This window comes from Chitinophaga skermanii (assembly GCF_003259335.1).
GTDB classification, from domain to species: Bacteria; Bacteroidota; Bacteroidia; order Chitinophagales; family Chitinophagaceae; genus Chitinophaga; species Chitinophaga skermanii.
The window spans coordinates 397,142-416,178 of the sequence record NZ_QLLL01000006.1; the positions used below are offsets into that span (position 1 = coordinate 397,142).

General features: G+C 41.7%; 18 protein-coding genes. 8 read left to right on the forward strand and 10 right to left on the reverse strand.

Translation table 11 applies throughout. The annotated features are described in order from the left end of the window. Positions 1 to 17 precede the first annotated feature (17 nt). Positions 18 to 1,199, forward strand: coding sequence for a homoserine dehydrogenase (locus LX64_RS17370; RefSeq protein ID WP_111598945.1), 1,182 nt, complete (start codon positions 18 to 20; stop codon positions 1,197 to 1,199). 240 nt (positions 1,200 to 1,439) lie between these two features. On the opposite strand, the gene LX64_RS17375 is transcribed toward LX64_RS17370, so the two are convergent. The 4 genes from LX64_RS17375 to LX64_RS17390 all read right to left on the reverse strand — a co-directional run bounded on the left by LX64_RS17375 (position 1,440) and on the right by LX64_RS17390 (position 4,377). Beyond that, positions 1,440 to 2,009, reverse strand: coding sequence for a Maf family protein (locus LX64_RS17375; protein ID WP_111598946.1), 570 nt, complete (start codon positions 2,007 to 2,009; stop codon positions 1,440 to 1,442). Beyond that, positions 2,009 to 2,950, reverse strand: coding sequence for a geranylgeranylglycerol-phosphate geranylgeranyltransferase (locus LX64_RS17380; RefSeq protein WP_111598947.1), 942 nt, complete (start codon positions 2,948 to 2,950; stop codon positions 2,009 to 2,011). The genes LX64_RS17375 and LX64_RS17380 overlap by 1 nt, the downstream gene beginning before the upstream one ends. A 14-nt stretch (positions 2,951 to 2,964) precedes the next feature. Further along, positions 2,965 to 3,486 carry a KdsC family phosphatase gene (locus LX64_RS17385; RefSeq protein WP_111598948.1) on the reverse strand — a complete coding sequence of 174 codons (522 nt, stop codon included), beginning with the start codon at positions 3,484 to 3,486 and terminating at the stop codon, positions 2,965 to 2,967. 114 nt (positions 3,487 to 3,600) lie between these two features. Then, a complete protein-coding gene (locus tag LX64_RS17390; RefSeq protein WP_111598949.1) occupies positions 3,601 to 4,377 on the reverse strand; it encodes a Rossmann-like and DUF2520 domain-containing protein in 777 nt (258 codons plus the stop codon). A 210-nt stretch (positions 4,378 to 4,587) separates the two neighbouring features. Between LX64_RS17390 and topA the strand changes: the two genes are divergently transcribed. Together topA and LX64_RS17400 are read left to right on the forward strand one after the other, a co-directional pair. After that, complete coding sequence (gene topA / locus LX64_RS17395; protein ID WP_111598950.1) at positions 4,588 to 6,942, forward strand: type I DNA topoisomerase; 2,355 nt, start codon at positions 4,588 to 4,590, stop codon at positions 6,940 to 6,942. Positions 6,943 to 6,999: 57 nt separating this feature from the next. After that, positions 7,000 to 7,869 carry a transglutaminase-like domain-containing protein gene (locus LX64_RS17400; protein WP_111598951.1) on the forward strand — a complete coding sequence of 290 codons (870 nt, stop codon included), beginning with the start codon at positions 7,000 to 7,002 and terminating at the stop codon, positions 7,867 to 7,869. A gap of 315 nt (positions 7,870 to 8,184) precedes the next feature. On the opposite strand, the gene LX64_RS17405 is transcribed toward LX64_RS17400, so the two are convergent. From LX64_RS17405 to prmA, 3 genes are all read right to left on the reverse strand, one after another. Continuing rightward, entirely contained in the window at positions 8,185 to 9,009 is an 825-nt protein-coding gene (locus tag LX64_RS17405; protein ID WP_111598952.1) for a M48 family metallopeptidase, read from the reverse strand. A gap of 131 nt (positions 9,010 to 9,140) precedes the next feature. Continuing rightward, positions 9,141 to 9,803 (reverse strand): glycerol-3-phosphate 1-O-acyltransferase PlsY, encoded by a 663-nt coding sequence (plsY, locus tag LX64_RS17410; RefSeq protein WP_111598953.1) that lies wholly within the window; start codon positions 9,801 to 9,803, stop codon positions 9,141 to 9,143. 126 nt (positions 9,804 to 9,929) lie between these two features. Beyond that, on the reverse strand, positions 9,930 to 10,742 hold the full coding sequence (gene prmA, locus LX64_RS17415) for a 50S ribosomal protein L11 methyltransferase (RefSeq protein WP_111598954.1): 813 nt from the start codon (positions 10,740 to 10,742) through the stop codon (positions 9,930 to 9,932). A gap of 173 nt (positions 10,743 to 10,915) precedes the next feature. Between prmA and LX64_RS17420 the strand changes: the two genes are divergently transcribed. Beyond that, positions 10,916 to 11,491, forward strand: a complete 576-nt coding sequence (locus tag LX64_RS17420) for a hypothetical protein (RefSeq protein ID WP_111598955.1) — start codon at positions 10,916 to 10,918, stop codon at positions 11,489 to 11,491. Positions 11,492 to 11,719: 228 nt separating this feature from the next. On the opposite strand, the gene pnp is transcribed toward LX64_RS17420, so the two are convergent. The 3 genes from pnp to LX64_RS17435 all read right to left on the reverse strand — a co-directional run bounded on the left by pnp (position 11,720) and on the right by LX64_RS17435 (position 15,320). After that, positions 11,720 to 14,089, reverse strand: coding sequence for a polyribonucleotide nucleotidyltransferase (gene pnp / locus LX64_RS17425; protein ID WP_111598956.1), 2,370 nt, complete (start codon positions 14,087 to 14,089; stop codon positions 11,720 to 11,722). Positions 14,090 to 14,175: 86 nt separating this feature from the next. Further along, on the reverse strand, positions 14,176 to 14,448 hold the full coding sequence (gene rpsO, locus LX64_RS17430; protein ID WP_111598957.1) for a 30S ribosomal protein S15: 273 nt from the start codon (positions 14,446 to 14,448) through the stop codon (positions 14,176 to 14,178). Between the two features lie 176 nt (positions 14,449 to 14,624). Next, positions 14,625 to 15,320: a cell division ATP-binding protein FtsE gene (locus LX64_RS17435; RefSeq protein ID WP_111598958.1), complete on the reverse strand. Its 696-nt coding sequence runs from the start codon at positions 15,318 to 15,320 to the stop codon at positions 14,625 to 14,627. Positions 15,321 to 15,544: 224 nt separating this feature from the next. Between LX64_RS17435 and LX64_RS17440 the strand changes: the two genes are divergently transcribed. The 4 genes from LX64_RS17440 to LX64_RS17455 all read left to right on the forward strand — a co-directional run bounded on the left by LX64_RS17440 (position 15,545) and on the right by LX64_RS17455 (position 18,903). Beyond that, a complete protein-coding gene (locus tag LX64_RS17440; RefSeq protein ID WP_111598959.1) occupies positions 15,545 to 15,916 on the forward strand; it encodes a BlaI/MecI/CopY family transcriptional regulator in 372 nt (123 codons plus the stop codon). A gap of 10 nt (positions 15,917 to 15,926) precedes the next feature. Continuing rightward, positions 15,927 to 16,700, forward strand: a complete 774-nt coding sequence (locus LX64_RS17445; RefSeq protein WP_111598960.1) for an energy transducer TonB — start codon at positions 15,927 to 15,929, stop codon at positions 16,698 to 16,700. A 25-nt stretch (positions 16,701 to 16,725) separates the two neighbouring features. Then, on the forward strand, positions 16,726 to 18,003 hold the full coding sequence (locus LX64_RS17450) for a M56 family metallopeptidase (protein WP_111598961.1): 1,278 nt from the start codon (positions 16,726 to 16,728) through the stop codon (positions 18,001 to 18,003). Positions 18,004 to 18,393: 390 nt separating this feature from the next. Next, positions 18,394 to 18,903, forward strand: a complete 510-nt coding sequence (locus tag LX64_RS17455) for an energy transducer TonB (protein WP_111598962.1) — start codon at positions 18,394 to 18,396, stop codon at positions 18,901 to 18,903. Positions 18,904 to 19,037 lie beyond the last annotated feature (134 nt).

Here is a 19,037-nt window from a genome sequence, read left to right on the forward strand (position 1 = left end):
GCGATCTATCAAAAACCATGGAAAAGAAGATTATTAACTTAGGTATTTTCGGTTTTGGCGTTGTAGGCCAAGGCTTATATGAAGTATTGAACAGGACAAAAGGTATCAACGCGCGTATCAAAAAAATCTGTATTAAAGATCCCAATAAAACGCGCCCGATCGACCAAAGCTATTTCACGACCGATCCCAATGATATTTTGAATGATCCTACTATTGATGTAGTTGTAGAATTAATCAACGACACGCAAGCAGCATTCGAAATCGTGAGCACTGCACTTAAAAACGGTAAAGCTGTAGTAAGTGCCAGCAAAAGAATGATCGCGGAAAACTTACCTGCTTTGTATCAATTGCAAGTAGAAAATAAAGTGCCTTTCTTATATGAAGCTTCTAGCTGTGCAAGTATTCCGATTATCCGTAACCTTGAAGAGTATTACGATAACGATTTGCTGAATGCAGTAGAAGGTATCTGTAACGGTTCTACCAACTATATTCTTACCAAAATTTTCGAAGAAAACCTCAGCTTCGACGTGGCTTTGCAACAAGCCCAGGATAAAGGTTTCGCAGAAACTGATCCTACCCTCGATATTGAAGGTTATGATCCGAAGTTTAAAGTAGTGATCCTATTATTACACGCGTTCGGTACGTTTGTTAAACCAGAGCAAGTGTACAATTTTGGTATCAGTCATTTGAACGATTTCGATATTCAATTCGCGAAACAGCGTAATTGTACGATTAAGTTAATTGGTCATATTCGTCGTTCTAATGGTAATGTGCATGCATTTGTATTGCCACATTTAGTAAAAGAACACAACTTGTTGTTCGATGTATACAACGAGTATAACGGTATTTTATTAGAAAGTGCTTTCACGGATAAACAATTCTTCGTGGGTAAAGGTGCTGGTGGTACGGCAACAGGTTCTGCTGTATTATCTGATATCTCGGCATTGTTATACAACTACCGTTACGAGTACAAGAAAATCAAGCAACAAAACCAACCTACATTCACCAATGATGTACAGTTGAAAGTATATGTACGTTATAAATCACCAGAGCATGTTGATTTAGCTTCGTTCTACAATATCACGGAGAAATACGAATCGCCGGAATGCCGTTATGTTGTAGGTACTATCAACTTGCAAAAGTTAGTCGATTCTGCGTGGTTGCAGAATAAAGACGTAAATCTTTTAGTGTTAGAATAAAATCAACTATTAAATAATGCAAGATGAACGCCGTGGGTTTCTATGCCTACGGCGTTGTTATTTTAATACTATTTGGTTGTTCTTCGATTATAATGATCCTATTCGCTCCTTTGGGAAGAAGCATATAAAGGGAGTATAGGAAGTGGATGGAAAATTGAGTTTCTATGGAATGCGCATACATGAAAAAAAAGCTCGCTATAAAGTGCGAGCTTAAGATATTATATGATGTATAAGATGTAATTATAGTGCTAATAGTAGCTTCGATACGTTGCTAATGGGTAGGCCCATCACATTGTAGAAGCAGCCATTTATTTTGTCGATGCCAATAGCTCCAATCCATTCTTGGATGGCGTAGGCACCGGCTTTGTCGTAGGGTTTATAATTGTCTACGTAGAATTCTATTTGTTCGTGCGTTAGGGGCATGAAGTGCACTTCTGTTGTTTTTTGGAAGGCAGTTTCTTGGCCGTTGGCGCGGATAATAACACCGGTGATAACGTGGTGTGTTTGACCGCTGAGGCGAGTGAGAATGTTGATAGCATCCTGGCGGTCTTTGGGTTTGCCAATAATGGTATTGTTTAGTACCACAACGGTATCGGCGGCCAGTACGATAGCATTTTCATCTACTTCGTTGGCTACGGCTAGGGCCTTGTTACGGGCGATGTGGATGGGAATTTCCGGGATGGGCATATCACGGGGAAATGACTCATCGGTTTCCACCACTTTTATATCGAAGCTAAACCCGGCTTGTTCCAATAACTGCTTTCTGCGCGGTGATTGGGAGGCTAGAATTAGTGGTTGTTTTAATTGCATTACAGGTAAAATTTAAAGAACAACATGGACAAGATACCGGTAAGCATAATTACTTTGATGAGTGAGCTTACTTTATGGTATTCGGCAGGTAGGTTGGCTTTGCGTAGTAAGAAGTATGCATACAGGCTTGGGATGTGTACGCACAAAACTAAGTATACGACAGAGAAATACCATCCCAAAGAGATCACTTTAAAGTCAATAGCTAATATCAACACCTGGAGTGTTAGCAAGAGAATATAGCATAATTGCTTGGCGGGTAATACACCCCAAACAATCGGAATTGTTCGGCAACCATCTTTACTATCACCAATTACATCCTCCAAATCTTTTATCACCTCGCGCACCATCGAAATAATAAAGGCAAACAATGCATATACGCCAATAATCTTAATCAACGATCTGCCTTCAGGCGACATAATCGCTTCAAAACTCTCGTAAATCTTCTTCTCATAAAAACCCACTACCACTACCGATAGTGCAGTTAATACCGAAATCACAACGTTGCCTATTAAAACCTGGCGCTTGAAAGAAGTACTATAAAACCACAACAAAAGCGAACAAATCACTTGGGTGAAGCCTAAATAGATTTTTCCAATTTGCCAAGCCACAATAAAACCGATGGATACACCGGCCATGTTTAATATGGTATGCCATGCCATGGCCCAACGGCGACTGATAATTTTCTCTACCACCATCTTATCCGGCTTATTTACCAAATCGATGTTGATATCGAAGTAATCATTAATTATATATCCTGCTGCAGCAATCAAGATAGTTGACAAGCAGAGTAATACAAATTGTGGTACGCCTAATGATGGCGACACTCCTTCCCTCGTTAATACAGGTGCAACCACGCAATATTGTAGTAAGAATTGCGTGAGAACGATATAAATGAGGTTAGGATAGCGAACTAATCGCAAGTATGCTCCTAGTAATTTCATTACTTTTTCAGCAGTTATTTTGAGGCGATGGTATCATCCATCATCCAATGACCATTTAATTTCAACACTTTTTCAATCACATCACGCACACATCCGGCACCGCCATTCAGTGGTGATATGTAACGGCTAATGCTCTTAATTTCAGGTACGGCATCGGCTGGGCAAGCTGCCAAACCTACCATTTGCATGGCCCAATAATCGGGAATATCATCGCCCATGAACAACATTTCGTCCCACTTCAAATCGTTCATCAGTGCGTAATCACCCAATTTTTCCTTCTTATCGTGTATACCTGTGTAAATATCTGTAATGCCTAAACCTTGTAAGCGAGAAACAACACTTTCCGATTTTCCACCGGAAATAATCACGATACGGTACCCCTTTTTTACAGCCAACTGTAAAGCATAACCGTCTTTGATGTTCATACGGCGACACATTTCGCCGTTAGGAAACAATTGCACGGTACCATCGGTTAACACGCCATCGACGTCAAATACAAAAGTTCGGATAGGTTTAAATAATTCGAGAACGTTCATAATGTTACTATATAAATAATGGTGTGCATTATTTACCCTTGTGATATATATAATATAACGCCTAAAAAGGCAGCAAGCAAAAGTACCTGGAAATTGCCATTATAAAAAGCCCGCTTAGTCCTTTTTATGCAACTGTTGAAATTGGTAAATACTCTCCGACAATACAGGGTAAATAATTTCCATAATAGGGTGCTTTGTTAATAAGTCCATATGCATGGCCATCGTTCTTTGATCGTTTCGTATAGCCGGGCCTGTTTGTACCTGTTCGGGCGAATATTTTTCTAGGCGGGTGAACGTTTCTTTAATGATAGGGTGAAGAACGTTGAAGTCTAGCCCTTCTGTTTCGCAATAATCTTTAGCTAAAGCCATAAGGTGATTCGTGAAATTGTTGCAAAACACCGCCGAAAGGTGGTATTTGAGTCTTTCTTCCGACGACACCAAATTTATATTGGAAGAAATACTTTGTCCAAGTGCCTGTAGCCTTTTGGTCACTTCATCATTATTACCTTCCAGCATCAGGGGTATATCGGGGTAGTTCTTAATTTCTTTCCGGATGGATTGAAGGGGGTACATGACCCCGGTATTGATCGACACCTTGTTGATGGCACTTAATGGCACAGCTCCGGCCGTGTGAGCCACCATGCGTCGGCCAAGGCGTAGTTCGTCGTTAAGTACAGGTATATAGCTGTCGCTCACGGCCAAGAGGTACACATCGGCTTCCAGGTCGATATCTAATAGGTCGGTCGTTGCCCTTGCGTGTAATAGTTCGGCTAGTTCCTCGGCATTTTGGGGGTTTCTGCTGATTACCTGCCTGATTTGATGACCGTGGAGCTTCATCAAGTGGCCAAAACAGTGAGCTACGTTACCCGCGCCGATAATAACAATGTCCATTTCTTTTTATTTTTAAATAATATTAAGCCTAACTTTAATCCCTTAAAATAAGGACTGTAGCTAAATTTCTACTGCACAAACAAAAAAATAAAAGGATATGTTAAATTCCTGCTATTTTTAATTTCACAGTAGATTCCATATAATTGCAAAAATCAAAATCGTAACTTTTTCAAAAATTTTGCGTATTTATAGTAAACAAAGCAGGCGTTCATGGCAAAAAATCTCGTAATAGTTGAGTCCCCAGCCAAGGCTAAGACCATCGGAAAAATACTAGGTAACGACTTTGAAGTTCAATCTTGCTACGGTCATATTCGTGACCTAGAGAAAGATGATATGGGTATTGATATCCAGGATAATTTCAAGCCTAAATATATAATACCGGAAGATAAAGAAAAGGTTGTAAAGGAGTTAAAAAAGATGGCGAAAGATACCGAGGAGGTATGGTTGGCAACGGATGAGGACCGTGAGGGGGAAGCGATTTCGTGGCACTTATGCGAGGTGTTGGGGTTAGATCCTGCCAGCACTAAACGCATCGTGTTCCATGAGATTACTAAGCCTGCCATCGAAAAAGCCGTGAAACATCCTAGGTTATTAGACATGAACCTAGTAAATGCGCAACAAGCCCGCCGAATCCTCGATCGTATCGTAGGTTTCGAGCTGTCGCCTGTGCTTTGGCGCAAAATGAGTATGCGCAATTCCCTTTCTGCGGGTCGTGTACAAAGCGTTGCTGTGCGTTTGATTGTAGAAAGAGAAAGGGAGATCAACCATTTTACTGCCACTAGCAGCTTTAAAGTAGAAGCATTTTTTACCGCGAAGGATATTAATAATAAGAGTATCAGCTTCAAGGCGGAAGGACCGAACAAGTTCAAAACCGTTGAAGATGCTGAGAAGTTCTTGCAAAATTGTGTAGGTGCTGCTTACACGGTGAAGGATATTACAGTGAAGCCGGGCAAAAAGTCGCCGGCTGCGCCGTTTACTACTTCAACGCTTCAGCAGGAGGCTTCAAGAAAATTGGGGTATAGCGTGTCCAAAACGATGTTGCTCGCCCAAAAGCTTTACGAAAGTGGTAAAATTACCTATATGCGTACCGACTCCGTAAACCTTTCGGAAACGGCGATGACAGATGCCCAAGCTGCGATTGTAAAGAATTACGGCGATAAGTACCACCAAGCCCGCAAGTTCAAAAACAAAAACGAATCGGCACAAGAAGCCCACGAAGCCATCCGTCCAACTTACATGGAGAACACCTCAGTAGACGATAGCGATACTAAACGCCTGTACGATTTGATCTGGAAACGCACTATTGCCTCTCAAATGGCTGATGCGGAACTAGAGAAAACAACAGCGAAAATCGATATTTCAACTAACCACGAAGAGTTAACAGCTTCAGGTGAAGTGCTGAAATTTGACGGCTTCCTAAAAGTGTACCTTGAAGGTAAGGATGAAGACGAAGAAGAAGATGGCGACGAAAAAGAAGGCACATTGCCAACTTTAGCCGTAAAGCAATCACTCGACTTGAAGGAAATGAAGGCAACGGAAAGGTTTACCCGTCCTGCGCCACGTTACACGGAAGCGAGCTTGGTGAAGAAATTGGAGGAATTGGGTATTGGCCGACCTTCAACTTACGCACCAACCATTACTACCATTCAAAAACGTAATTATGTTGAGAAGAGAGATAAAGAAGGCGTAAAACGCGACTTCCGCATCTTGACCCTTAAAAGCGATAAGATTTCAAAAGATACGGATGCAGAAAACACCGGGGCAGAAAAGGCAAAATTGTTCCCAACAGATTTGGGTATGATTGTAACCGACTTCCTTAACCAGTACTTCAACAACGTGATGGATTACGGTTTCACCGCTAAGATTGAAACTGAGTTCGATGAGATCGCCCACGGTAAGAAAGTGTGGAATAAGATGTTGAACGACTTCTACAACCCGTTCCACGAAAACATCCAGAACACGCTTGAAAACGCGGAACGCGTAAAAGGTGAACACTTCCTTGGCGACGACCCAGATTCTGGTAAACCAGTAGTAGCAAGAATGGGTAGATATGGCCCAATGGTGCAGATAGGCAAAGCAGAAGATGAGGAGAAACCACGCTTTGCAAAGTTGAAACAAACCCAAAGCATCGAAACAATTACGTTAGCGGAAGCACTCGAACTCTTTAAACTACCACGCGTATTGGGTATGTTCGAAGACTCCGAAGTGTCTGTGAACATTGGTCGATTCGGTCCTTATGCCCAACATGATAAGAAGTTCTATTCCCTCAAAAAAGAAATGGACCCTTATACGGTTGAGTTAGATGAAGTAGCGCCTCTTATTGTAGAGAAACGCACTGCAAAAGACGAAAGAACAATTAAAGTATTTGAAAAAGAAAAGATCCAGATTTTAAAAGGTCCTTACGGCCCATATATCAAACAAGGCTTAAGGAACTTCAAAATTCCGAAAGAAAAAATTGACAGCGCTGCCGACTTAACTGTGGAAGAAGCCAAAGCGATCATAGAAGACGTGAAAGCGAACCCGCCTAAGAAGAAAGCGCCGGCCAGGAAGAAAAAGGCAGAATAGCCCGGTAACTGCAATTACCAGGCTGTATTTGCAGTTAACCACCTGTAAATCATTCACATGCACGAAACTAAAGAAATAAACGCCTTGTTTCATTTGCTGGATGATCCAGACCAGGAAGTATTTGATACCGTTGCCAACAAGATCTTATTGTTCGGTAAAGAGATCATCCCTAACTTGGAACACCTCTGGGAAACAACGCTAGACGAACAGATCCAGGAGCGTATTGAGCTGTTGATTCACCGTGTTCATTATGCCGATTTACAAACGTCCATGCAAGACTGGGCTGCCGAAACTACGCCGGACCTGTTACAAGGCGCTATTATTGCCGCTAAGTACCAATACCCGGAAATGGCTACAGCACCCATCGCCGCTGAAATTGACCGGATTAAACGCAATATTTGGTTGGAGCTGAATAATTACCTTACGCCACTAGAGCAAGTAAATGTGCTCAACAGCATGGTGTATAATTACTTCGGCCTTAAAGGAGAAGAAATCTCTTACCAACGCAAAAACCAGTTCTTTATTAACCAAGTAGTAGAAGCCAAAAAAGGAAATCCCATCACCAATGGAATTCTCTATCAAAGCCTCTGTAATATGCTCGATTTGCCCGTGTATGCGGTCAATATACCACGACAATACATTTTGGCCTATTTTGACACCTTCTACGACTTCCAAGAGCCACCTGAACTAAACGATACACGCATCTTGTTCTTTATCGACCCTATCCAAGGCCAGATTTACTCCCAACAAGACGTAGAAGTTTACTTTAAACGCGTAAACGTAACACCCTTGGACGCTTATTTTCGACCACAATCCAATAAGCAAATTATCCAACTGTTACTCGAAGAACTAGCCAAATGCTACAAACAAGAAAAAGACGAAGTAAAGCAAGACGAAGTCCAAAACCTCTCCCGCTTACTCGACTAACCTCATTCCGATAAACAGAAAAGGCTATCTCCAACGAGTAGCCTTTTCTGTTTTATTATATTAAACCCATCAATTCGCTATTTCTGCATGTCTTGTATTTCTACTCTTTTAGCACCACCACTACCCCTAAAACATTCAGCATCAACACCAACCCCAATGACATTAGAGACACTGCCCCCATCTTCTTTCAAAAGCTAAGAACCTAACAAATAAGATGGATGCAAACCAAGGATTACCACCGCCAAACAGGAAAAATAAAAAAGGGTTTCCACCTTGCCGGTAGAAACCCTTTAATAAAAACTTATATCAATAAAACTACTTCTTCGTTGAAGTGGTCGTAGTTTGTGGCTTATAATACTTCATTGCTTCAGGCATTAAACCTTGCAATTGAGCAATACGACGTTCATCGCTTGGGTGCGTACTCATGAACTCTGGAGGTTTGTTACCGCCGGAAGCAGCCGCCATACGTTGCCAGAATGGAATCGCTTCTTGAGGGTTGTAACCCGCCATTGCCATGAAAATTACACCGAGGTGATCTGCTTCCAACTCGTTTTTACGAGAGTATGCATTCAAACCTAAAGGACCGCCGATGTTATATGCTTGTAAGAAGATGTTTTGTGCTTGGGTATTTTTGTTCAATGCTACAGCACCAGCTACTTGGATACCTTGTGCAATTAAGCCTTGGCTCATACGTTCGTTACCATGACGAGCAATAGCGTGGGCAATTTCGTGGCCCATTACTACCGCTAATGCTGTTTCATTCTGCGTAACTGGGAGTAAACCTGTATATACTACCACTTTACCACCTGGCATACACCATGCATTCACTTGGTTATCGGTAACCAGGTTGAATTCCCATTGGTAACCGGCGATTTGGTCGCCTGCACCGTTTTGATTCATGTAAGTGGTTACAGCCGCTGCAATGCGTTGACCCACTCTTTTAACCATTTCAGCGTCTTTATTGCCTGCCGCGGTAACGGTTTTGTTTGTTGATAAGAAAGATTTGTACTCCGTTAAAGCCATTTCTTGCATAGTGCTTTCAGGAATAAGATTGAGCTGGCTTCTACCGGTGATAGGAACCCGCGAACATGCCGCCAAGGTAACCGCGCCGGCAAACAGTAATAAGGACACTTTTTTCATTGTGAAGGAATTTTGAAGTCGAACAACAGGCAGAAATAAAAAAATTGCTCCAAACAGTGCTCGTTCCAACTATACTTGTTGTTTAAAAACTGTTAAAGCAATTGATATGCCAATTTGGTTGGAGATATGCGCTATTCGTCGTCATCCTTGCGGCGACGGAATACTCTTTTATTCTTAAATAAAGGCACTTTACTCTCGTTACCATTAATTAAACGAGCAATGTTCTTCTGGTGTGTTAATACCACCATCAAAGCCACTGCTATCGCGAATATACGGTAGTAAAGTTCTCTTTCATTGAAGATAAATAATACTAAAATAGGAAGTGCGATACTAGCTACAATCGAACTGAGGGAAACGTATCTCGTTAAAAATAAAATCATTAAGAAAACCCCCACGCAGCACAATGCTACAACCGGTTGGATGGCTAACACCATTCCAAAAACCGTAGCAATACCTTTACCACCTCTAAATCCAGCGAAAATAGGGAAAATGTGACCGATTACTGCCGCTAAACCAAGCCCAATTTGCAAGTTTACCAACTTAACAATATTCTCCGGATCTTGATAAAACGGAACTAAAAGCGCTAATCTCACTGCTAAAATACCTTTCACCATGTCGATCAACATTACGAAAGTTCCGGCTTTCGGTCCTAATACACGGAAGGTATTGGTAGCACCGGCATTGCCGCTACCATGTTCGCGTATATCGATCCCGAATACACCTTTACTTACCCAAACGGCAGTGGCGATGGAACCTATTAAATAGGCGCAGATTAATAGCAATATTTCTGTCATCACAATAAGTTAGATTGCTAAGATAATAAATACTTTGTTAAAAGTAATAGAAAATTAAGTTACCCAGATTCACAAGGAATAGAAAATCAATTCATTTCATATGAATAATGAATAAATATTGATTTGTTATGCTACAAACTGCATTGCTAACCAATTATCTTTCACTACTTTATTCTCGAACTGTAGACCTTGCTCCCCGGCTGCTGCTAAGATAATGGTTTCATCTTCAACCAAAATACCACTTAATAGTAATATTCCGCCTTTTTTTAATAATCGCTTCATTTCTGGCATAAACTGCACTAAAATGTGGCGGTTGATGTTGGCTAGTATAATATCGTAAGCTTGCTCAATGCCTGTTAAACTATCGGCCTGCCAAGCTTTTACGTTGTTGGCTTTGTTCTCTGATACATTCTCAATGGTGTTCTCGATCGACCATTCATCGATGTCAATCGCATCTACTTGTGCTGCCCCTAACTTGTCGGCTAGGATGGCCAAAATGCCTGTACCGGTGCCAAAATCGAAGACTTGCTTGCCTTCAAAAGCCAAATTACGCATCAACCTAATCATAGAACTGGTAGTGGCATGGTGACCTGTACCAAATGACATTTTCGGGGTAATGACAATCTCTTGTTCAACGCCGGTTAATGGTTCGTGAAAATGAGCACGGATACCACAAAAATCATCCACTATCACCGGGTCGAAGTTACTTTCCCACACAGCATTCCAGTTCGTAGGTTCTATAGTAGCTTTCTCATACAGGATGCCTGTTGGTGCAATAATCTCCTGTAAAGCTGCCTCGTCAAAATCCTTCTCCAAGATATAAGCCGTCATATCTGCCCCCTCTTCCCAAAAACCTTCATAACCAATTTGGTCTAACTGGGCAATTAGTAAATCGGCGGAATCGCCAACTGCTTTGAATTTTATTGAAATACTATTCATATCTGTACTTATATCGTATCTAGGTAATCTTTACTTTTAATTGGTTACTTAACGAATTGTAAAACTCGCAAGTTCAATGAAAGGGCCACAAATATAAAGAAACCATGGGCACCAGCTTGTTAGTCTTATCCACATCATTTATATTTGTTTTTTAAATAATATAACCTTATCCAATGAAAAAGCTCTATTTCTTAGCGCTCGCCCTATGCTGCACTTCGTTTTTAAAGGCGCAAGACATCGTGAAAATCCAGCCGCTCGAGATCCAAGACTCTATTATCTATCAAACGAAAAATGCCATTATCAGTATCGATAAAGTCGACCTGGATGCGTATCTCACTTCGCTTGATACGGTGTTAAAGCAGCGGAAATACGACCCGAAAACGTTTAAAAACATCCAGTTTCACAAATGCACGCCGCAAGACATCGAACTTCATTACAAGAAAACGATGGCAATCTGGCAAGATGTGAAAAACAACCCGCTCACCTATTCGAACGATGTGATGATGCTCTTCTGGATGGAAAATGAACGTATCGTGGTACCGTACTTAGACGAAATCTTGCCCGATCTTTTAGCCGAAGGCCGCGTACGTGTATGGGAAAAATTGCCGCGCTCCCAAGCTCCTTTTATTCAAATTGTTATCGAAGTAGTGCAAAACAAAGCCTACCGCGTATTTAAGTTGAAAAATGGGAAAGACATTCTCCGCGAAACCGACGTATTCATGGAACATTTTATGCACTCGAAATCGTAAATATTATACCGCATAGTTAACGGTCGCTACACATGTAGTGGCCGTTTTTTTATGCTCATAAGCGAGGTTGTGTATGGTGGAACGAACGGCTGTACTCATATTTTGCTGTAGTGGCGTCGCACATTTGAACGGTGGCAGCGTCAATCATCTTCTTCCCAATAACTATAAAAACAAAAACCGCCCTGGTTACCCAAGGCGGCTTTCTCTATAAAGAAAATCAATGTACAATTATTCTTCGTCGAACATTGGTGGTAATGGTTCCATTGGTTCGTCTTTTGGCTCGCGTGATTCACGGCTATCACGGTATCCACCGCGATCTCCACGATCACCACCACCACGACGGTCGTCGTAACGACCACCTCTGTCACCACCGCCACGACGGTCACGATCGCCACCGCCACGACGGTCGCCACGGTCACCACCGCGATCACCTCTATCGCCACGGCTTTCTCTGTCACCTTCAGGGCGTTCAACGTAACCTTCTGGTTTCGGCATTAACACCTTGCGGCTTAATTTGAACTTACCAGTTTTAGGATCAGTGCCTACTAATTTCACTTTCACTGTTTCACCTTCTGTTAATACGCCTTCCATTGTATCGAGGCGTTTCCAGGAGATTTCAGAGATGTGTAATAAGCCTTGTTTACCAGGTAAGAATTCAACGAAAGCACCGTATGGCATTACAGATTTAACTGTAGATTCGTATACTTCGCCTACTTCTGGAACAGCAACGATACCTTTTACCCATGCTAAAGCTTTTTCCAAGCTTTCTTTCTGAGAAGAGAAGATGCTAACCTCACCGGTTTGACCAACTTCTTCGATATTGATGGTAGTACCAGTTTCGCGTTGGATTTCTTGGATGATCTTACCGCCGGGTCCGATTACGGCACCGATAAATTCGCGGTCGATGATCAATTTCTCCATTCTTGGAGCGTGTGGTTTAGGTTCTGGGCGAGCTGCCGGCATTGTTTCATACATGGCATCCAAGATGTGCATACGACCACGGTTAGCTTGTGCTAACGCTTGGCGCATTACATCCATGCTCAAACCATCTACTTTAATATCCATTTGGATACCGCAGATACCATCACGCGTACCAGTTACTTTAAAGTCCATATCACCCAAGTGATCTTCATCACCCAAGATGTCGGTCAATACAGCCCATTTACCATCTGTAGAACGAGAGATTAAGCCCATTGCTACACCGGAAACGTGCTTAGGAACTGGAACACCCGCATCCATCAAAGCCAATGAACCTGCGCAAACAGTAGCCATGGAAGATGAACCGTTAGATTCCAAAATATCAGATACCACCCTTACAGTGTAAGCATAGTCGGAACCAGGCATCATTTGTTTCAAAGAACGCATTGCCAAGTTACCGTGACCAACCTCGCGACGGCCAGGGCCACGCATTGGTTTCACTTCACCTGTAGAGAATGGAGGGAAATTATAATGTAAAATGAACTTCACGTAGTTAGAAGTAGCAGCACTTTCGATCAACAATTCGTCGTCTGGCGTACCCAAAGTAACGGTTGTTAAAGATTGTGTTTCACCACGTGTGAAGAGAGCAGAACCGTGTGGAGAAGGTAACAAATCTACTTCCATTACTAATGGACGTACTTGATCCAATTGGCGACCGTCTAAACGAACGCTTTGGTCTAAGATCATGTTACGGATCACTTCTTTCTCGATGCTGTGTAAGTATTTACCGGCGATTTTTTTGTCTTCGTCGGGTAATTCTTCACCTAAGAAAGTGGTTAATTCTTCAGCAATTTTATCGAAAGCATCCGATCTATCGTGTTTAGACAAAGCAGATTTAGCAACCGCTAAGATTTTTTCGCTAGCGAAGTCAGCGATTTTCGCTTTCAATTCTTCGTTTGCGTAAGGCTTAGTGTAATCGCGTTTGCCGGTAACACCTACTAAAGCACGCAATTCTTCTTGTGCTTTAACTTGGATACGGATAGCGTTATGAGCAGTTTCAATAGCTTGGATCATATCCTCTTCGCTACACTCTTTACTTTCACCTTCCACCATCATAATGTTCTTTTCAGTAGCACCGATGATGAAATCCATATCAGCTTTTGCAAGCTCTGAGCGAGAAGGGTTGATTACATACTTTCCTTCGATACGTGCAACACGTACTTCGGAAATAATTTCTTGTACCGGAATATCAGAAACAGCCAAAGCAGCAGAGGCAGCTAAACAAGCCAATGCATCTGGAACAACTTCTGGATCGGAGGAGATGAGGGTAACTAAAACTTGAACATCGCACAAATAATCGTCGGGGAACAAGGGGCGTAATGCGCGGTCGATTAAGCGGGAAATCAAAACTTCATAATCGGATAGTTTGCCTTCACGTTTAAAGAAAGAGCCAGGAATGCGGCCAGCAGAAGCAAATTTCTCTTGATAGTCCACCGTAAGCGGGAAGAACGATTGACCTTCTTTAGGTTCTTTGTTGGCAACTACTGTAGCTAGTAGTATACAGTTGCCCAATCGAACTGTCACAGCGCCATCGGCTTGCCGGGCCATTTTACCCGTTTCGATGGTTACCTCGCGTCCATCGCCTATATCAAATTTAACCGAAGTAGGTGTCAGAGTCATAAATTAGTGAAGATTAAAAACGTATACATACAAAAAAACTATTCCCAACTGAAAAAGTTGGGAATAGCGCTATAAAAAATTCCAGGTTATTTTCTGAGACCTAACTTCTCGATTAAAGCACGGTAGCCAGTGAGGTTAGTTTTGGAAAGGTAAGAAAGAAGACGTTTTCTTTGACCTACCATTTTCATCAAACCACGGTGAGTTGAGAAATCCTTCTTGTTTGCTTTCAAATGAGCAGAAATGCTAGAAATACGCTCAGTTAAAAGAGCGATTTGAGCTTCAACTGAACCGGTATTTTTCTCGCTACCACCGAATTCTTTAAAAATATTAGCTTTCTTTTCTACTGTTAAGTAAGACATCTTGTAATTAAATAAATAAATTATTAGTCGCTATTTTTCCGCTGCAAAGGTAATGAAAACTTGGAAATACACAAATAAGTTCTAAAATAGTGACTTATTTATGTAAAACACCCGCTCCCATTGGCCTTTCCGGACAATAGCATTTCTTTCCATATTAATAAAAATCTTCAACCGACCTACGCAAAGTTAATGGCTGCATTGTCGATTACCTGCCCATTTTCCGTGCGGATCACGCGCGACGGGAATTTCTGCAGTGTAATGTAATCGTGGGTGGCCATCACTATCGCCGTACCGTCTTCCCTGCAAATCTGAAATAATAATTGCATAATACCATCCGATGTCTCGGGGTCTAAATTACCCGTTGGCTCATCTGCTAATATTAATTTGGGAGCATTGAGCAAAGCACGTGCAATGTCTACACGTTGTTGTTCACCACCACTCAACTCGTAGGGCATTTTAAAACCCTTGGTGCGTAAACCTACTTTGTCTAATACGTCGTTGATTTTATCCTCAATTTGTTTAGCGTCCTGCCAGCCGGTAGCTTTCAGGGCGAATTTTAAGTTTTCGTGTACGTTACGATCCGTTAATAACTGGAAATCCTGGAAAACAACCCCTAAATTCCTCCTTAAATAAGGAACTTTCTTCCAATCCATCTTCTTCAAATCAAATCCTACCACCTGGCCGGAACCCTCTCTTAATGACAAATCGCCGTACAAAGTTTTTAATAAACTCGACTTGCCCGAACCTGTTTTACCAATCAAATAAACAAACTCTCCTTTATTTACAGCAATATTTACGTCGGATAAAATTAGTGCGCTTCCTTGGTAAATATTGGCATTCGATAATTGTACAATGGGTTGTTCAGCGGTCATCTATTTGTTTTTAACAGCAACAAAAATAATTAATTATCCCATCCTGCCAGTATAAAATATAAAAACACGGAGGATTTTTCTTGGCTTTTACTACATTTTATATACAAAAACCGCTTTTAAAACGTTCATATGCAGGGATTTAATATAGTCACCCACTAAAACTATCAAAATAGTTCTCAAACTATGATTTTAGTTTACCTTTAGGTTAGAAAATGTCAAGTTGCATGAAAACACTTACCAAAGCAGAAGAGCAAATTATGCAAGCTTTGTGGAAGCTCGGTCCCTCTTTCGTGAAAGAAATTATCGAAGAGTTACCCGAACCGAAACCACACTACAATACCGTATCTACCCTCGTTAAAATCTTGATTGAAAAAGAATTCGTCGACTTTAAAGCCTACGGAAAATCGCACCAGTACTTCGCCCTTATTAGTAAAGACGAATATAGCCGCAAAACCATGAAGCAATTCGTGAAAGGCTATTTCGAAGGGTCGTACAGCAACTTGGTGTCGTTTTTCATGAAAGACAAAAACATCAGTGTAAACGAACTAGAAAATTTACTCGAACAAGTGAAAGAAGCCAAGCAAAAAGGCCTATAAACTACCTGCTATGAACCTGCGCATGTTCCTTACGGTGTGCTTATTAGGTTGCCTCCTAGAAGCAAACGCCCTACATCAAACTACTGCCGATACGTCGTTGATCAGTCAAAACGCTGCATACATCGGTGGCGATACGGCTATGAATAACTTTTTACTGAAAACGATTAACTGGCCGCTGTTGCAACAAAAAGTGCGCAACCGTGGTAAAGCCAGTTTTGCTTTTACCATAGAGAAAGATGGCTCGGTGGTGAATGTGCGCCCTGTAGGTTTATCCTCTAACCGTGCCATGGAATCACAACTTGCCAACACCCTCAAGAAAATGCCTAAATGGCAACCGGCTATGCTCAACGGGCAAGCCGTTCCCACCATGTGCTACTTACCCTTCGAGTTTGAAGTAACCGAAGATCATCAAATAGCCCTCACCCCCGGCGATCTACGCATGGAAGAACACAGGGCAGCCCAGTTTCCCGGTGGCGAACAAGCCTTCCAAGAAGTAATAGGCGCCTATTTACAAACCTATGTGCAGAATTTTCCCGGGAAAGACCTTAGTGGTAATGCCTATGTACAATTCGATGTAAGCGCTAGGGGAAAATTGAGTAATATTAATGGCACGAATAAAAGCACGAATAAAATATTGGAAAGCTGTATTGTAGAGGTACTCAAAAACAGCGATCGCTGGCAACCCGGTAAAGTAAACGGGCAGATTGTTGAATCGCACTGTGTTTTACCGGTACGCTGCGTACAAACAGGCAATGATGTTGCTGTGCGCGTGAATGAACGTTAACATTTAAAGGATTAAACCAGGAAATATGACACCCATTTTTGCTTATTTCTTACAGGTATCGATTTGCAGCGTTGTGTTATACGCTTATTACCATTTTGCCTTACGTAATCACCGTTTCCACCAATGGAACCGTTATTACTTGCTGTTTTCAGCCCTCGTATCGGTGGTGATTCCGTTCGTGAAAATTCCTTTGCCTTTAATACCCACCTTACAAGACAATACAATGTTGAGCTATACGGCCAGCTTTGTACAATTACGGGAACAAGTATTATACGCAGGCGAGCCAAAACATATTTTCGAGTTCAATCTTGCTAGTTGGAGTGTACTTCTGTACAGCCTCATTACTGTATTTGCGTTGTGTAGACTTACGAGGATGTTCTTTAAAATATACCGCTTATTAAAAGAAGGCGAACTGCAAGAAAAATCGCCTTATAAGGTGGTATTCGGCCAAGTCATTGAATCGCCCTTCTCTTTTATCAAGTATATTTTCTTGCCTAAAAATACAGACCTAGCCAGCACTGAAGGTCAACAAATATTGCAGCACGAAACGGCTCACTTGCGCGGCAAGCATAGTCTCGATAATATTTTCATGGAAGTATTAACGGCCGTATTTTGGTTCAACCCTGTATTTCATTTCATGAAGAAGGAGTTATCGATGGTACATGAATTTATTGCCGATGCCACTACGGCCAAGGGTAACGTGGCCGGTTATGCCGAAACCATTTTAACCCAAGCAATGCACGGTGTACATCCAGCCTTGGCGAGCCCATTATTGCAAGCGCCGATTAGTCGCCGTATACACATGTTATTACAACCGGCCAAAGGTTCACTTTTGGGTTTACGTAAATTCATGATGTTACCGGTAGTGTTGGTATGTTTCTGCGCGATGGGGTTTGCTATCCAAGCACCGCCACCACCGGCAGTTAAATTATCGTTGCCTAAGGTGACTGTAGAAAATATACATAAGGAAAGTGAAGCCAACGAAATATTCACTTTTGTAGAGCAGCCACCCTCCTACCCGGGTGGTGAAGAAGCCTTGAATAAATTCCTTCGCAGTAACGTTCGTTACCCAGAAGAGGCAAGTAATAAAGGGAAAGAAGGAACTATATTCGTAACGTTTGTTGTGGGTAAAGATGGGCAAGTGAAAGATGTGAAAACTGTGGGAAAAATTCGTGGCAATGGCTTGGAAGAAGAAGCGTTACGGGTTGTGCAGATGATGCCGAAATGGAACCCGGGTAAGCAAAACAACCGGCCGGTAAACGTACAGTTTAATTTGCCGATTCGTTTTACTATCCAAGAATAATTCATCGTATTCCTAACTATAAAGGAGTTAAACAATGCCTGGTTCTTATCGAGCCGGGCATTTTCATGTAGGTAAAATAAATTCTTTTCGTATTTTGCAGCAGCAACCGTAAACCAATACCATAAAGGGTTTCAACGGTCTTTATGGTGTCATATCCACACTTATAAAGGAGAAAAACAACCATCTTCCTCGAAAAACCACGCTAGTAAAGAATTCTCTTATTCGAATTCTTCCATTTATTATTTCATACACCAAGCAAGCAAAGTTATTTCGCTATGCGAAAGTAACATTGTTATGTATCCCCATTCTAACTACCAAAATAATAACCGGGTGTTATCGAATACCCGGTTTATTTTTCTACCTTAGCGCCCTTCTAATCAATTAAAAACCATGCGAATACCATTTTTAATCCCTGCCGCTTTGGGTATTGTCCTTGCTACATCCGCATTGCATGTGCAAGCAAAAGATGCCAGTTACGGTGTATTTGTTACGCAGGATACAACAGTTACGCCTGCACAGCCTTTTAAAGAAGATCCGGTTGTTTTAGATCAATATTTAAAATTACGCGCTGAAGATTCCGTTGCGCAAGCTTATACTACTTTAAAGAACTTGCCCCCTCGCTACCCAGCAGGCAAAGAAGCTTTGAATGCTTACCTAAAAGCACACGCTATTCGCACGAAAGAAGCCCGTAAAGCCGATATTAAAGGTAAAGTGGGTATCTTATTCGTTGTAAAAGCCGATGGCGAAATTCGCGATATACAGGTCTACGGTAAATCGTTAGGTTACGGCTTAGATGATGTAGCTATTGATATGGTTCGAAAAATGCCACGCTGGCTACCGGCTATAGAAGATGGAAAAGCGATTAACGTATTGACACACATTCCAATAGAATTCAAATAATTACAATAAGGGCTGCATGAGCAGCCTTTTTGCATGTATATAGCGCTGTTTAGGGAGAAAAACCCTTTTCCACATTTCATATATTAAGTGTGCTAACAACCATTCCTCTTCTCTCCATTGCCCCTAAACAAAGC

Coding starts and splice junctions, on each gene's coding strand:
- pnp (WP_111598956.1), bottom strand. CDS start 14,089: ATGACTCTGACACCTACTTCGGTTAAATTTGATATAGGCGATGGACGC.
- rpsO (WP_111598957.1), bottom strand. CDS start 14,448: ATGTCTTACTTAACAGTAGAAAAGAAAGCTAATATTTTTAAAGAATTC.
- LX64_RS17455 (WP_111598962.1), top strand. CDS start 18,394: ATGCGAATACCATTTTTAATCCCTGCCGCTTTGGGTATTGTCCTTGCT.
- LX64_RS17400 (WP_111598951.1), top strand. CDS start 7,000: ATGCACGAAACTAAAGAAATAAACGCCTTGTTTCATTTGCTGGATGAT.
- prmA (WP_111598954.1), bottom strand. CDS start 10,742: ATGAATAGTATTTCAATAAAATTCAAAGCAGTTGGCGATTCCGCCGAT.
- topA (WP_111598950.1), top strand. CDS start 4,588: ATGGCAAAAAATCTCGTAATAGTTGAGTCCCCAGCCAAGGCTAAGACC.
- LX64_RS17380 (WP_111598947.1), bottom strand. CDS start 2,950: ATGAAATTACTAGGAGCATACTTGCGATTAGTTCGCTATCCTAACCTC.
- LX64_RS17375 (WP_111598946.1), bottom strand. CDS start 2,009: ATGCAATTAAAACAACCACTAATTCTAGCCTCCCAATCACCGCGCAGA.
- LX64_RS17390 (WP_111598949.1), bottom strand. CDS start 4,377: ATGGACATTGTTATTATCGGCGCGGGTAACGTAGCTCACTGTTTTGGC.
- LX64_RS17420 (WP_111598955.1), top strand. CDS start 10,916: ATGAAAAAGCTCTATTTCTTAGCGCTCGCCCTATGCTGCACTTCGTTT.
- LX64_RS17370 (WP_111598945.1), top strand. CDS start 18: ATGGAAAAGAAGATTATTAACTTAGGTATTTTCGGTTTTGGCGTTGTA.
- LX64_RS17440 (WP_111598959.1), top strand. CDS start 15,545: ATGAAAACACTTACCAAAGCAGAAGAGCAAATTATGCAAGCTTTGTGG.
- LX64_RS17385 (WP_111598948.1), bottom strand. CDS start 3,486: ATGAACGTTCTCGAATTATTTAAACCTATCCGAACTTTTGTATTTGAC.
- LX64_RS17405 (WP_111598952.1), bottom strand. CDS start 9,009: ATGAAAAAAGTGTCCTTATTACTGTTTGCCGGCGCGGTTACCTTGGCG.
- LX64_RS17445 (WP_111598960.1), top strand. CDS start 15,927: ATGAACCTGCGCATGTTCCTTACGGTGTGCTTATTAGGTTGCCTCCTA.
- LX64_RS17450 (WP_111598961.1), top strand. CDS start 16,726: ATGACACCCATTTTTGCTTATTTCTTACAGGTATCGATTTGCAGCGTT.
- LX64_RS17435 (WP_111598958.1), bottom strand. CDS start 15,320: ATGACCGCTGAACAACCCATTGTACAATTATCGAATGCCAATATTTAC.
- plsY (WP_111598953.1), bottom strand. CDS start 9,803: ATGACAGAAATATTGCTATTAATCTGCGCCTATTTAATAGGTTCCATC.